The organism is candidate division WOR-3 bacterium, from assembly GCA_039802205.1.
Taxonomy (GTDB): Bacteria; Hydrothermota; Tepidihabitantia; order SM23-42; family JAOAFX01; genus JAOAFX01.
In genome coordinates, this window is the sequence record JBDRWD010000070.1 from 1 (window position 1) to 13,295 (window position 13,295).

The 13,295-nt window shown below is 40.2% G+C and carries 11 protein-coding genes and 1 tRNA gene; 3 read left to right on the forward strand and 9 right to left on the reverse strand.

Annotated elements, in window-relative coordinates; translation table 11 throughout:
* Positions 1-148: 148 nt before the first annotated feature.
* The 3 genes from ABIL39_11095 (at position 149) to ABIL39_11105 (ending at position 2,375) form a co-directional block, all read left to right on the forward strand.
* Positions 149-1,003, forward strand: coding sequence for a hypothetical protein (locus ABIL39_11095; protein ID MEO0166669.1), 855 nt, complete (start codon positions 149-151; stop codon positions 1,001-1,003).
* Between the two features lie 60 nt (positions 1,004-1,063).
* Positions 1,064-1,136, forward strand: a tRNA-Ala gene (locus ABIL39_11100).
* A gap of 90 nt (positions 1,137-1,226) precedes the next feature.
* On the forward strand, positions 1,227-2,375 hold the full coding sequence (locus ABIL39_11105; protein MEO0166670.1) for a 4Fe-4S cluster-binding domain-containing protein: 1,149 nt from the start codon (positions 1,227-1,229) through the stop codon (positions 2,373-2,375).
* A 1-nt stretch (position 2,376) separates the two neighbouring features.
* On the opposite strand, the gene ABIL39_11110 is transcribed toward ABIL39_11105, so the two are convergent.
* From ABIL39_11110 to ABIL39_11150, 9 genes are all read right to left on the reverse strand, one after another.
* Positions 2,377-3,249: a membrane dipeptidase gene (locus tag ABIL39_11110; protein ID MEO0166671.1), complete on the reverse strand. Its 873-nt coding sequence runs from the start codon at positions 3,247-3,249 to the stop codon at positions 2,377-2,379.
* Entirely contained in the window at positions 3,246-4,325 is a 1,080-nt protein-coding gene (locus tag ABIL39_11115) for a metallophosphoesterase family protein (GenBank protein MEO0166672.1), read from the reverse strand. Before ABIL39_11115 ends, ABIL39_11110 begins: the two co-directional genes overlap by 4 nt.
* Positions 4,325-6,763 carry a DNA polymerase I gene (gene polA / locus ABIL39_11120; GenBank protein ID MEO0166673.1) on the reverse strand — a complete coding sequence of 813 codons (2,439 nt, stop codon included), beginning with the start codon at positions 6,761-6,763 and terminating at the stop codon, positions 4,325-4,327. The genes ABIL39_11115 and polA overlap by 1 nt, the downstream gene beginning before the upstream one ends.
* A gap of 84 nt (positions 6,764-6,847) precedes the next feature.
* On the reverse strand, positions 6,848-7,066 hold the full coding sequence (locus ABIL39_11125) for a HypC/HybG/HupF family hydrogenase formation chaperone (GenBank protein ID MEO0166674.1): 219 nt from the start codon (positions 7,064-7,066) through the stop codon (positions 6,848-6,850).
* 5 nt (positions 7,067-7,071) lie between these two features.
* Positions 7,072-9,390 carry a carbamoyltransferase HypF gene (gene hypF, locus ABIL39_11130; protein ID MEO0166675.1) on the reverse strand — a complete coding sequence of 773 codons (2,319 nt, stop codon included), beginning with the start codon at positions 9,388-9,390 and terminating at the stop codon, positions 7,072-7,074.
* 13 nt (positions 9,391-9,403) lie between these two features.
* Entirely contained in the window at positions 9,404-10,054 is a 651-nt protein-coding gene (gene hypB, locus ABIL39_11135; GenBank protein ID MEO0166676.1) for a hydrogenase nickel incorporation protein HypB, read from the reverse strand.
* A gap of 15 nt (positions 10,055-10,069) precedes the next feature.
* Positions 10,070-10,411 (reverse strand): hydrogenase maturation nickel metallochaperone HypA, encoded by a 342-nt coding sequence (hypA, locus tag ABIL39_11140; GenBank protein MEO0166677.1) that lies wholly within the window; start codon positions 10,409-10,411, stop codon positions 10,070-10,072.
* A gap of 23 nt (positions 10,412-10,434) precedes the next feature.
* Entirely contained in the window at positions 10,435-12,564 is a 2,130-nt protein-coding gene (locus tag ABIL39_11145; protein MEO0166678.1) for a T9SS type A sorting domain-containing protein, read from the reverse strand.
* Positions 12,565-12,596: 32 nt separating this feature from the next.
* Positions 12,597-13,295 (reverse strand): polyprenol monophosphomannose synthase (locus ABIL39_11150; protein MEO0166679.1); only part of this gene is annotated, 699 nt, incomplete at its 5' end.

Here is a 13,295-nt window from a genome sequence, read left to right on the forward strand (position 1 = left end):
AATAAATTGAAAAAGAATCAAGAGAGAAATCCATCTTTATCACCCCCACCTTAATCCTCCCCCATCAAAGGGGGAGGAGAAAAAGTGAGGAGTACTCAGCAAAATGCCTCATTGACGAAACAAAAGTTTTGGATATAATATTATTACTATGAAAAAGCTATTTATTTTCAGTCTAATAACAATTACTGGTCTAGCATGGGCAAACTGGACCAGGATGAATACCCTGATGGTGGGCGATTATATTGATGATCCAGTGAATATCGGTCTCTATCCCCAGCATCTCAATGTTTTTCCCAATAACTTTTATGGCGATATCCTGGAAACTACAAATAGTGCCTTCGGCATGGTAATAACCCCTCTTGAAAAATATGGGGGGATTGCTTTCTATCAGGATAAGAATTTCTCTATCGGCTATGGTGTAACGATAAAAAAATTTGAGTTCGGGATTATGATTTCACCTGCCAAAGACCATAATCGTCTGGGAGCGGGCATTGGCTATGCTACCATCGATACCAGAATCGATCTCTCCAGCGTGATTAATGCTGAAACCAATGTAAACGAAGGGTATGGACTTCATCTAAGATTGCTGAAAAGAAAAGCCGAATATATCGTCATCCCCCGTTATATCTTTAATTTAAGTTACGAACCTTATGAATACCAGAGCCATAATCTGGGACTGGCACTCCAGCGGCTCATTTTGAATGACGGATTTGTCATCCTTGGATTCGAATATCTCCTTCAAAATGGCGATATCAATGCTGATCGGGAATACTGTTTTGCAGCGTTTGAACTGCCTTTGAACCGCACATTCTATCTCCGTATGGGTGCTCGGGAAGAATTTGATAAAGATTTTGTTCCTATCAAATGGCATGTGGAACCAGGACTCGGTCTGCGCATAAGAGAATTCAATCTCGATTTTCATCTCAACCAAGAGAGGCTTTTTAACAAAGAGACGACCTTTTTCAAATCCTTCGGCTTAGATTTGAATTTTGGAAGATTTTAATTTCCGTGAAAGGGCTGGACAACGGTTTGCACATTGTCCAGTCTGATGTATTTTCTAAATGGGGGTGTAGCTCAGTTGGGAGAGCAATGCGTTTGCAACGCATAGGTCGGCGGTTCGACTCCGCTCACCTCCATTGTTCTTACACATAAAGATATAGGTAAGGAGTAACTAATTCTTTTTCCTTGGTTTCCTCCTATATCTGAACCGATGCCAAGATATAGGTATGAATCTTTTGGATTTTAAAGAAAATAAAGATTTAATCATCAATATTTTCGTCACTGGCAAATGCAATGCCCAATGCCGGGAATGCATCAATCAAACAATCACCCAAAATTCGGGATTGAAGGTAGAAGAATTAGAAATCAATATTGAACGCGATTTAAAAATCATTGAGGAAATATTGCGAAGAAATACCGACATGCCGGCAACGATCTGTTTTTACGGTGGAGAACCCCTTCTTGAACCACATCGTTTTGTGCCGATAATTGGAAATTTGAGGAAAAGCGAAGATAATACCCGGGTCAAATTTATGGTTTATACCAATGGAGAATTTCTTGCTCAATTTTTTAAAGAATATCCAGAGATTGCAAGAAATATCTGGATGTATGCAGTATCTATTGATGGTGATGAAGAACAGCACAATCGGGTAAGGATTGGAACCGATCTCAAGCGAATCAGGGAAAACCTCCTATTTGTGAAAGATTTATATCGCGGGAATATATTGATGTGGTCAACCTTACGTGAGGAACAGTCATTGGGAAAATGCTTTGATGAATTTATGAGTTTGTATAGAAAAGGACTCGTTCATCATTTTTTCTGGCACTGGCTTGAAACACGCGAGGACTTTAAAAATTTTTCTGAATATTATAAAAATTATACAAACGATTTAAAAATAATAATTGATGAATATATAAAAAATTTGAACGATGGAATTTTACTACCCATTGCCCATATCAATGAATTGATTTTATATCTTATTACCGGAAAACACCGGAATCATACGGCCTGCGGTGCTGAATTAAATACGAATTACGACCTGGTTGGAGGTGAAATTCTTGCCTGCGTCGACCTCCCATTTGAAATGGGAAAAAGTTTGAAACAAAATCCAGAAAAACTTTTATCTCTGAAAAAAATCCTTGGGTGTTATCACTGCGAAATTCATTTTTATTGCGGTGGTCGATGTCCTATCCAAATTCTTTTCGGAACAAAATTGAGGACAAAGCAATACTGTGAGTTATTAAAAGCACATGTTCAAACTGTAAAAGAGAGATTGCCAGAAATAAAAGAAGTCCTTCTAAATAAAAAAATTACACTTCAGGATATTTACGATCGTTCAGCGTTTATCGTCCGCTATACCGATGTGACACCATAATTCATACTTTTTGAAGTAACCTTAAGAAGTTTTTATAAAATATTTTTTCAATTGCGATCTTTTTATAACCAGATTTCCATAGTTCGTTGGCAATTTCCACATAGCCTTCGGGACATTGCCATATCGGATCAGTTATCCCATCAAAATCGCTGCCCAATCCAGCACTATCAACTCCAAAGTTTTCACATAGGTATTTTAGATGGTCGATTACCGAATAATGCCCAAGATGTTTCTGGGAAAAGTTAATCCCGACTATACCCCCTCTTTTGACAATTGCCCTTATCGCCTGGTCATCTATATTTCTGATAAATGGATTTAACTTCCGCATGCAGGAATGGGAGGCAATTACCGGATTTTCACTGATTTCACAAACCTCTAACACCGTTCGGGTTGAGGCGTGGGAAAGATCGATTATTACTTCGTAGTATCTAAGCATTTTAACAAACTCCCTACCCTTTCTGGTCAATCCCTTCTTGTCATCGTCAAATGCAGCATGGGCCAATTGGTTGGAATTATTCCAGGTGATTGTAAACACCCGCACCCCAAGTTCATAAAAGGTTTCAAACTGCGTAAAGTTCTTATCGAAGATGTGGCCACCCTCAACACCTAATATTATATTAGTTCTTTTGATATCAAAGTTATTAAGACTACCGAGGATGTTTATTTCGTTTTTATTTCTCAAATAATTTATCGTGTTCAAGACGAGTTTTAATCCCAAATCAAATGGCTCTTTCACTTGGGGATAAACAAAATGGGCGAATATTGCTCCACAAAAAACTGCTGGATTTAAATAGCTGGGGCGGATATGTCTGAATTTCTTCTTTTTTATATTCAATGGGGTATCACAATGGAGATCAAAGACCGGGATATTCATTTTTTCAGTCGCAAGGAATCAAAAACAGTCCCATTGGGCTTTATCGCCTGTAAGAAAATTTCGTGGGGTTTGACTTTGACCAGGCAAAAATGGTGCGTTTTTTCTGAATAAGCAGTCCATTCGCTGTTCCCTACATTATAGAGAGGGGCCCCACCCCCAGCAGTGATAATATAGATCACCCCGTTTATTTTATTGGTCCGTTCATAGGCATGGTCATGACCACAGAAAACAATATCAACACCATATTTTTCAAATATCGGACACCACTCCTGCTGAACCTTCCTGTCGCTCCCATGGCTACCTGAAGAATACGGGGGGCGGTGCAGATTAACAAAAATCCAGTGAATGGTGGTATCGTTTCTGAGATATTCTAATTTATTGTTGAGCCATTTCTTCTGATAGCCGGCTAAATCTATCTCGGTATTTAGACAAATAATCCCGGTATTACCGAAACGCACAAAGTAAAAATCCTCTATTCCGGGTAATAAGAATAACGAATCATACTGCCAGAATGGTTTCTCGTGATTCCCCACCACAGGAAGGAATAGCTTGCAGGTGATGATTTTACACTCAATATTAAAAAATTCTTCCCAGTCTTCTCTCCGATAGCCGGTGGTTACCATGTCTCCGGTGTGCAGGATGAAGTCAAAATCATAATTTGCTATCCGCTCAATCACAGCCTTATGGGTTATTGCATCGGTGCGGGTATCACCGATGACCACAAAGTAGAAAGAATCCGGTTGGATAGGAAAAGTTCTAAATTGGTAAACTTTTCCATCTGGCAAAACTTGATAAAAATATTTCGTATTGGGTTGCAAATTAGTCAATACAAGATGGTGGAAATGGGTTTTCTCTTTGCCGCGGATTGTGTCCCGCAATGATGAATCAATACCCAATGCTACAACGCCTGTTTTTAATTCTTTAGTGCAGTAATTAATAACGATTGAGTTTGCCGGCATAAATGTGGGTGTCAGATAGGGTGGTGTGTTAAATGGTATAAATTCCCGTTCATCAAGACTGATCACCTGGCTTGAAATAATTAGCGGAATAAACAAGTAAAAAATTATCTTCTTCATCAATGAACCTCAGCCCAATTTTTGCCCACCCCAATCTCCACGGTTATCGGTATGGAAAATTTGCCAATCCCGGTCATTGCCTCAATGATTATCTTCTGAGCCTCTTCAATCCGTTCTTCTTCAATTTCAAATAATAATTCATCGTGGATTGATAGTAATAAACCTACTTTAAAATTGCCTTCGGTCAATCTTCTTTCCACTTCAATCATCGCCATTTTGATCAGATCCGCAGCAGTGCCCTGGATGGGAGTATTAATTGCCAATCGTTTGGCTTGTTCTTTCAAGGTATAATTATCCGAATTGATCTCGGGGATCGGTCTTTTTCGGCCAAAGATTGTTTCGGCATATCCTTTTTCCTCAGCACTTTTTATTGCTGCCTCCCGCCATTCCTCTACCCCTGGATAAAGGGTATAATAACTTTGAATAAACTGGTTTGCCTCTTCTTTAGAAATACCAAGTTCTTGGGCTAGTCCGTAATCACTCATGCCGTAGATCAAGCCATAGTTAACCACCTTGGCAATACGCCGCTGGTGGTCATCAACTTTTTCCTCCGGTACCCCAAAAATCAAGGCGGCTGTGTGATTGTGGATATCCCGGTCCGTGTTAAATGCCTCAATGAGATTTTTATCTTTTGTGATGTGCGCCAAAATCCTCAACTCAATCTGCGAATAATCAGCCGAAATCAACCTAAATCCTTCCCGGGCAATAAATGCCTTACGCAACTCACTACCCCAGCTGCTCCGTATCGGAATGTTTTGAATATTGGGATTACTTGAAGAAAGCCTACCCGTTGCTGTACCGGTCTGATTAAAAGTCGTGTGAATCCTGCCTTCTTTTGCCAGTTCCATGAGCGGTTCAATATAAGTGTTTATCATCTTTGCAAGTTCCCGGTATTCAAGAATCTTCCGGGGTAGTTCGTGTTTTTGACTTAACTGTTGCAAAACTTCGGAATCCGTAGAAAAATGCGCCCTTCCTTTTTTCATTGGTGGTAATTTCAATCTTTCAAATAAAACTTCCGCCAATTGTTTAGGAGAGTTCAAGTTAAAAGTGCAGCCTGCAGTTTTATAACAGTCATCAGCAATACGGGTTAGATGAATCTCAATCTTCTTTTTTAACTCCTTTAGAAAGTTGAGGTCAATACCGATCCCCCTCTCCTCCATCCGGGCAAGGACCGTAATCAAAGGCTCTTCAATCTCGGTATACAATTGCCATTCACCAAGTTCTTCAAGTTTCTTCTTCAAAATCGGATATAACTTTAAAGAGAGATGCGCAACCGCCTCCGGGGTAGTTTCGGTCTGACATTTTAGATACTTCAAACAGATGTCCTCAAAGCGGTCATGTTTTATATTTGGATCTATTAACCACGCGGCAATTTTAATGTCAAAAAATGGTGGAGATAAAAGAGTGGTCTTTACCAGTTCCTTAAGATCGAATCCCACTTTTACTACTTTTTTATCGGTAAGCAGTAACATTGCGGTTTGAGATTCTGCAACAAAAACTTCCTTATCCTCAAAATTTAGAAACCAATTATTATCAGTAAAGGCAATACCTACGAGTTTCTTTCCTTCTGGTACAAAGAAAACCCTTTTTGTGTTCAGCGCTTTGGAATCAAAACGGGGTGCAAATTCTCTTATCAACGAATGGAACTCCAACTCCTCAAGAATTCTTAAAAGCTTATCAAGATCCGGTTCTTTAACTGCTAACTCCTCGGGTGTAACTACCAAAGGGACCTCACTCGCCAGCTCAACAAGATTTTTTGATAAAAGCAAAAGCTCCCGATGCTCTTTAAGTTTTGGGTCCTCCTCCAGGGCTATTTCAAGATTTGGATATTTCTTCAAAATTTCCAATGCACGATGCGGTCCGATCCCCGGAACACCCGGGATATTATCAATTGAATCACCGCATAAGGCTAGATATTCCCCAATCCGCTCTGGACCCACGCCATATTTTTCTATAACCCTTTTCTGATCGTATATGATATCATTAAAAACATCATAGATAAAGACATTCTTTGAGATGAGTTGCATCAGGTCCTTGTCAGAACTGACAATGTATATTTCTCCACAATCCTTTAATTTTTTGGTAAGGGTGGCAAGGATGTCATCGGCTTCATATCCCATAACTTCAAATGTCTTAATCCCCAATAACCGGGTAATCTCCTTCGTTTTTTCAATTTGGAATGGGATATCCTTAGGGAGTGCAGGCCGAGTCGCTTTATATTCTTTAAATAATTGATCCCGGAAGGTCTCACCAGGAGCATCAAATGCCAGGGCGACGTATTCGCTGCCAAACTTTGTCCGGATTTTTTTTAGCGAATTCAAAAAGCCAAAAATCCCGGAGGTATTCTGCCCTTTAGAATTCCTTAATGGATTTTTAATAAATGCAAAATATGCCCGGAAAATCAAAGAATGGGCATCAAGAAGCAAAAATCTTCTCACTCCCAATTATACTTGATATTTGGGATATTGCAAGAGAGTTTGTCTTTTTTGATAATCATTTAAAATAAAAAATAGTTTAAAAAGCTATGTGTATTTTGCAATTTCACGCAAAAGTCTTTCGGTCTCTTTAGCCTCTTTTTCATCTATCGGATTTATCGCAAAACCCGCATGGATCATCACATAATCACCCACTTTCACTTCCGGGGTTAAAACGATTGAAATCTCCTTTTTTACCCCCATTATTTCCGCAATCGCTGTATCACCATCAATTTTTTCTATCCTCCCCACTACTGCCAGGCACATGGCTTTCACCTCCCATCTTTAATCAGATTTCCTCCGATCACCTGCCCGTAAGAAATACAACCATCATTCGTAGGAAGCTTACGGTGGATATAAACCACAAAACCATTGGTTTCTAATTTATTTATCAGCAATCGTAATAAATAACGATTCTGAAAGACGCCCCCTGATAAAATCACTTTGTTCACCCCATAAATCCTACGCAGCTTTCTTACGATGTCAAGAGAGAACTGGGCAACGGTGTTATGAAATTTTGCTGAGATAGTAGACCTATCTATCCCTTCCTTAAGATCTTCTAATATTCCTTCAAGCATTGGTTTGATGAGAATGAGGAATTCGTTATCCGGTGTCATTTCTCCCGGGCAGGAATCTGGAAGAGATTTTATAATTTCATAAGGATAAACTCCACTTTTATTCTTGCTTGCAACATATTCCAGATTTATTGCGGCCTCGGCTTCGTATGTAATCTCTCGGGTGATACCGAGCAACGCAGAAACGCAATCAAACATTCTTCCTATGCTTGAAGTATAGACGAGATTGTAATTATTATCGATCATTTTTTTTATCATTTCAAATTCTTTTTTTCCCGCCCTTAAAGAGGGAATTGCATTTTTGTTAACAAGTAAATAAAAAATCTCTTCACCAAATTTTTTATAAAGATAAGCAAGGGCAATCCGGTAGGGTTTCTTAATGCTCTCTTCACCCCCGGGTAGGGGCAGATATTCAAGATGGGCAACTCTTTTCAATACCTCCATATCCCCGAAGAAGAATTCACCCCCCCAGATATTACCATCAATACCATAACCTGTTCCATCAAAGGCAATACCGATTGCCTTATCATAAATCCCATTCTCACCCATACAGGCGATTATATGGGCTATGTGATGTTGAATTCCTTTTATTTGTAGTTTTCTATTCTGAGCAATCTCGCGTGCAATCTTGGTTGAAAGATAGTCTGGGTGTAAATCGTGAACAATCAATTCGGGTTCAATTTTGAACCATTTTTTGTATTTATCCACCATCTCCAGGAAAAAATGTAGGGTCTCCAGATTATCAAGATCACCGATATGAGGTGAGATGTAAGCAAAATTCTTATTAGCAAGTGTAAAGGTGTTTTTCAAATAGGGACCAACCCCGAGTGTGGGGATCACAGGATAGGGGAGTTCAAGCGGCGCTGGTACATAACCCCGAGAGCGCCGGATTATGGAGAATCCGCGCTTTTTAAGATAAAAACCCACCGAGTCATCACAACGATTTACAATCGGTCGGTTGTGGGTAAGATAAAATGAAACAATCTTTTTGAGTTTTGTTCTTACCTCACAATCATCTTTTGTCAACGGTTCGTCCGCAATATTGGCACTGGTCATTACCAAATATGGAACTTTTTCCAGGAGCATGTAATGAACCGGAGTGTAAGGCAACATGACCCCCAAGTATGGATTATTCGGTGCCACATCTTCACATACCGAACTCTTTTTTTTCGCTAAAAGCATTATCGGGGCTATTGAGGATTTAATGACCGCTTTTTCCTCTTTTGATATTCTCACAATTCGGTTGAGATTTTCTTCTAAAGTCATGATAGCAAATGGCTTGGTCGGTCGGTTTTTTAAAAAACGCAGTCGGCGCACGGCAGCGCGATTTGTCGCATCACAGGCAATGTGAAAACCACCGATACCTTTCAAGGCAATGATTTTCCCTTTTTTTAAAAGTTTTATCGCTGCACCAATGGGGTCATCTGTCATAATTTTTTCCCCATCAATTTTATATAAAGAAAATTGGGGACCACACTGGAAACAACAATCAGGCTGGGCATGGAAACGTCGGTCATTAACATCCTCAAATTCTTTTTTGCACTCCGGACACATCTTAAATTCTTTCATCGCCGTTGCCTTCCGGTCATAGGGAGTATCATAGATGATTGAGTAACGTGGGCCACAATTCGTGCAATTGATAAACGGAAATCTAAAGCGTCGGTCATGGGGATTATAGAATTCTTTTAAGCAATCCTTACAGGTGGCAATGTCTGGAGAAATTTGGGTAAAGCCTTCCGCATGTCGGCTGGTTTTAATTATAAATTTTTTTTCTCCTTTCACGGGTATTGCGCGGACGTTCACCTGTTCCACAACTGCTGCTACAGGTTTTTCAGTAGAAAGCCTTTTCAAAAAATCTTTTATGTCTTTGGTATTACCCTCAATTTCAATCTCCACCCCATACGAGGTATTACGGACAAACCCTCCCAGGTGGAGAGATTGTGCCAAACGATAAACAAAAGGCCGAAATCCTACGCCCTGAACAATTCCTTTGACTTGGATGAAGATGCGCGGCATCGCCCCTTAGAAGCTATCTTTTCTTCGCCAGTTCTTTTTTAAGAAAGTTGACTATCCGGTCGAATCCTTTGCCGGTGCGGGCTGATACCTCAAAGATTACCGCCTTAGGATTCTTCTCCCGGATATGCGCACGAGCCTTTTTAAGTTTAAAATCCAGATAGGGCAATAGGTCCACCTTATTGATGATTACGACTTTTGCCAGATGAAATAACAATGGATACTTGATTGGTTTATCATCGCCTTCAGGGGTGGAAAGAATGGCAATCTTATAATCCTCACCAATCTCAAATTCCGCCGGGCAGACTAAATTTCCTACATTTTCCACCAAAATCAAGTCATAAGGTCTTTTGATTTTGGGGAGTGCCTGAGCAATCATGAATGCATCTAAGTGACACTCGGTGAGTGTATTGATTTGAATAGTATCAATCCCCAGTTTACTCAGCCTTTCACTATCAAGGGAACCTTTTATGTCCCCTTCAATCACCAGAATCCGCCATTGGGTTTTTAATCTTTTAACGATATTCTCAATGACCGAGGTTTTACCCGAACCCGGTGAACCAATGATATTCAAAACCAGACTATGTGCTTGGTCAAAAAATTTTCTATTCTCCTTAGCCCTTTCCTGATTTGATACCAGAACGGGCTTTAAAACTTCAAATTTCATATTTTGCCTCCTTCTTCATTCGCCTTCGATTGATTCCACATAAAATTCCCGACCCGAAATGACTTCGATCTCCGGGCTGGCACACTCTGGACAGACAAAAAGAGGTTCTTCAATCTCTTTTTCCAAATCACAGGACCCGCATTTTATTTTTATCGGGGTCTCAAGAAATTCCAGTCTTGCATTTTCACAACGGGTGCCTGTTTTGAGATAACCAAAATAAAAATTTATCGCCTCCGGTGAAAAACCGGTGAACTTCCCTATTCTAATTTTTATCACCTTAATCTGGTTTAGCTGGTGCTTCTGGGCTTCTTGATGGCAAAGTTCAACAAGCGCCCGGGTTACGTTGTATTCGTGCATAATCCTTGTCCACCAATAAAAATTTATTTAACAATGGCAAATTTACACACTTTTTTGTTGTCGTTTGTCTTCACAAGGGCAAAATATAGACCACTGGCGATTTCACCAGGAATACGCCAGAGCACTTCACCCAGAGGATTGGGGCTAAGATCTTGAGCAATTTTCCTCCCGGTGACAGAATAGATATCAACCGTAGCATACTTGGGAAGATTTTTTATCCGCATTATCGAACCTTTAATCACTGGATTAGGGTAGAGCAAAATACTATCCGGGACCAATGTATCAGGCTGAATGATTTCTAATTTAAGCAAGCCGGTCTCACCGCCCAACCAGATACAGGAACGAATTGGATCATAAAAGAAACCCTGCACTTGAATGATTTCATTGCTCAGCGGTAAGAATTCGATATTCACACCCAATTCTTCGAAAGTAAATCTTTTCAACACTTGATAATTAACATCATACGCATATACCCCATTACTAGCCATTATCCATACCCTTCCAGCGCCATCGGCCAGGACATCGTAAATTTGTCCATTATTAAAACCGGTGATGTGTTCAAAATGACGCTCCTGAAGGATGGAAACACCGATCTCATTGGCAATATATACACGATTATATTCATCGACGGTTATCCCGGAACAAAATTGCGAGAGGAGACCATCGGCTTTGCCGTATTTTAAATTTAAATCGTCACTCCGGTCAAAGAGGGTGCCTTTTGTATCAATCATTAATACCCCTCCTGCGGCATCAAAGACTGTGCTGTACACCCTCCAACTTGAATCAATCGCTAGTTCCACTTCAAAACCCGGGGTCCTCTCACCTAAAAGAAAGGCATTTTTCAGGGTGGAATCATAAACCCAGAGTTTATCAGAAGGACCAGCAAGGGTAAGATAGAGATTATTTTGCCGGTCGAACTTCATATCCCATATTGCAATGGTCGAATCTATTCCTCCCGACCTCTGCCGTAGATAATGCCATTCATTCTTAATCGGGTCGAAAAAACCAGCAAGCAAGGAGTCTGTGTAATGGAAAGCAAACCAGATTTTATTGTCCGGAGCTGTTACGCACCGGTGAACAAACTTTGTGGGAAGCACCGAATCCTGTGAATAATTTTCCCAGAGACCATTATCCCGCAACCAGCTCATCCCCCGGGATTCGCTGGTGCGGGTGCCGTGGGCAACGAAAACACCCCATGGATTTGCCGTGATACTACAGACATGATTTGAAGCCAGGCAGTTCGCCCGCTTTAACTCCCATTGGTGGCTATTCAAATCAAAGACACCGATGCCCTCGCCGAAATAATCGGACCGGTAAGTATTACCTGTAGCACAAAACCACCGTCCTTTATAGATTTCCAAATCATTAATCGTCACCAAAAAGGGCAGACCGTTGTTTTCAAAAGTAAGATTCCCGTTAAAAAAGACACCTACCTGACGTAAAGAATCAAGTCCCAGGATTAGGGAATCTCCGCTTCCAGCTATTTCGGTTATTTTATAACCCAATAGAAGGGTATCAAAATAAGATCCACGAAACCTATTTAACCCGGCATCGGTTCCTACATAAATGACCGAATCAACTTTTTTAATCTTTCTTATATAATTCTTTAAAAGTCCCTGTTCCATCCCGTAAACTGTAACATTTTGAAAGTCGTTGCCAAATCTGGTGATCTTGTCATCGGTACCCAACCAGAAACTGGTGTCCACTTCAATCGTCAGAATATTATTTGAGGATAATCCTTGGAAATCATATATCTTCAAAATTTTATCATCCTGAAAATTTTGGGGAGTTTTTCGAGTATCAATGACCAGCAGACCATTCTGGGTTCCGACCAAGATTGTATCTCTCAGGCAATAGATGGTATTTATCCGGATACAGGGTAAACACTCGGTTGGGTAAACACGAACCTGTTTGAATCCCGGGTCAATCTGGACAAGCCCGTTGTGGGAACCGGCCCAGATGTTCCCGGCACTATCCAAGGCAATACAGTTTTGACGGTTAGCCGTCAGGCCATCGGTGTTGGTAAGAACCCGAAAACTACCTCTTAAATAATTCAAGGCAACAACCCCGCCATTTGTTGCGCCATAGATGATGGAATCGCTGACTACAATTTCATAAATGTAGTTATGATTGGTATAATAAAAGGGTTTCAAAGAAATGGTAATTAAAAATAGCGTAGGGAAAATCATTTACAGAGCCATTTCTTGTTAAGCAATGACATCAGGCGCAATTTCCAGACAAGCCAAAAAGCCTCCCAGATTATCTTTTTTGACATCTTTGAAATGCCGGCCCGCCGCTCTACAAAAATAATGGGAATTTCCTTTATTGATAAACCCGCATGGAATACACCATAAACGCTTTGAATTTGGAAACCATATCCGTCAACCTTAAACTTCTGCCAGTTTACCTTTTCTAAGGCCCTTCGGGAATAGCATTTAAATCCGCTGGTAAGGTCTTTCACTGGCACACCAGTCACAATCCGGGCAAAGACACAGGCAAAATAAGAAAGTAAAAGTCGTTTCATCGGCCAGTTCACAACACTCACCCCATTTATATATCGGGAACCGATTATCAAATCATATTTGTCCAGCAGGGCAATAAAACGAGGAAGGTCATTCGGATCATGGGAGAAATCCGCATCCATTTCAAAGACAAAATCATAATCATTTTCCAGTGCATATCCAAACCCTGAAACATACGCGGTGCCCAGTCCCATTTTTCTTGGTCGTTTAATGATATGTATTTTATTATTTTTTTTCATCATATTTTCAACAATTTTGGCAGTATTATCCGAAGAGTTATCGTCAATTACCAGCACTTCAAGTTGTTCAGACTTTGAAAGAACTGCATTTATAATCTTCTCAATATTTTCCGATTCATTATA

Coding starts and splice junctions, on each gene's coding strand:
- ABIL39_11105 (MEO0166670.1), top strand. CDS start 1,227: ATGAATCTTTTGGATTTTAAAGAAAATAAAGATTTAATCATCAATATT.
- hypF (MEO0166675.1), bottom strand. CDS start 9,390: ATGCCGCGCATCTTCATCCAAGTCAAAGGAATTGTTCAGGGCGTAGGA.
- ABIL39_11115 (MEO0166672.1), bottom strand. CDS start 4,325: ATGAAGAAGATAATTTTTTACTTGTTTATTCCGCTAATTATTTCAAGC.
- ABIL39_11095 (MEO0166669.1), top strand. CDS start 149: ATGAAAAAGCTATTTATTTTCAGTCTAATAACAATTACTGGTCTAGCA.
- hypB (MEO0166676.1), bottom strand. CDS start 10,054: ATGAAATTTGAAGTTTTAAAGCCCGTTCTGGTATCAAATCAGGAAAGG.
- hypA (MEO0166677.1), bottom strand. CDS start 10,411: ATGCACGAATACAACGTAACCCGGGCGCTTGTTGAACTTTGCCATCAA.
- ABIL39_11125 (MEO0166674.1), bottom strand. CDS start 7,066: ATGTGCCTGGCAGTAGTGGGGAGGATAGAAAAAATTGATGGTGATACA.
- ABIL39_11110 (MEO0166671.1), bottom strand. CDS start 3,249: ATGAATATCCCGGTCTTTGATCTCCATTGTGATACCCCATTGAATATA.